Source organism: Vibrio sp. Vb1337, assembly GCF_033338715.1.
Taxonomy (GTDB): domain Bacteria; phylum Pseudomonadota; class Gammaproteobacteria; order Enterobacterales; family Vibrionaceae; genus Vibrio; species Vibrio alginolyticus.
Genome location: NZ_JAWOTD010000191.1, coordinates 1 through 1,163 on the forward strand (window position 1 = coordinate 1; position 1,163 = coordinate 1,163).

The 1,163-nt window shown below is 47.8% G+C and carries 1 protein-coding gene; it reads right to left on the reverse strand.

Going from position 1 to position 1,163, the window contains the following annotated elements; genetic code table 11:
- A partial coding sequence (locus R7E42_RS24945; protein ID WP_318073226.1) for a SulP family inorganic anion transporter occupies window positions 1–1,079 on the reverse strand: 1,079 nt, incomplete at its 3' end.
- Between the last annotated feature and the right edge of the window lie 84 nt (window positions 1,080–1,163).

A 1,163-nucleotide genomic window follows, 5' to 3' on the forward strand; every position in this document is an offset into this window, starting at 1 on the left:
AAGCTCCAGTCTAAGATGTTAAAGCCAACGTACACCGCGATGCCTGCTAGCACAGCCATTGGGATAGGTTCGGTTAATCCACCAGCCACCAAAACAACCAGAGCCAGTACTAAGGCTCGCACCACACCAGATAATGGAGAGCGAGCGCCAACTTGGATGTTTGTCACCGTGCCCATCGTCGCACCCGCTCCTGGAAGTGCACCGAATAAACCTGAAATCATATTCGCTAAGCCCTGACCACGAAGCTCTTTGTCGGAATCGTGCTCTTTACGGGTAAGTGAGTCACCGATAACCGCAGTTAACAAGGTATCAATACAACCGAGCGTACCTAACACCAATGCATCGATGACCATTTCAACGAACATATCGGGGTCGATATGTGGCGCGACCAAAGATGGCAGGCCAGCCGGAATTTCCCCGATACGGCGGATATCTTCCGTATCAAACAACATCACCGACAATAAGGTCACTGTGACCAGTGCCACCAATTGGGCGGGTACATATTTGCGATACTTCTTTGGGAAAAAGAACAGAATGCCTAATGTCAGTAAGCCAAGGAAAAGCTCGTTAAATTTTAGATTAGAAATGGTTTCAGGCAGCGCTGACAATGTCCCTAGCACTCCTCCCGTAGGCGCAGCATGCCCTAGTAGTGGCGACAATTGAAGAATGATAAGTATGACACCAATACCCGACATAAAGCCGGAGATCACGCTGTAAGGCATTAAGGTAACGTATTTACCCATCTTCAGCGTTCCAAGCAAGATCTGAAATGCACCCGCCATCATGACAACAGTAAACGTCATCGCCATACCTGTTTCAGGGTACTTCGCCATCATACTGGTCAATACGGCTGTCATGATCACCGTCATCGGCCCCGTGGGTTCTGAGATAAGTGTATTTGAGCCACCAAATAAGGAGGCAAACAAGCCCACCATTATGGCGCCCCAAAGGCCAGCTTCTGCACCCGCCCCCGAAGCAACCCCGAACGCCAACGCCAAAGGGAGAGAAATAATGGCCGTGGTCACCCCGCCAAATATATCCCCTTTGAAATTGATATCTTTAAAACGACTACCGAACACCGTTTAGCTCCCTGCATTAATTTCAAAATTAAATAAGTAAAATGTCATTACTTTAACGAGGAATGTGAAAAATTAAACCATAAA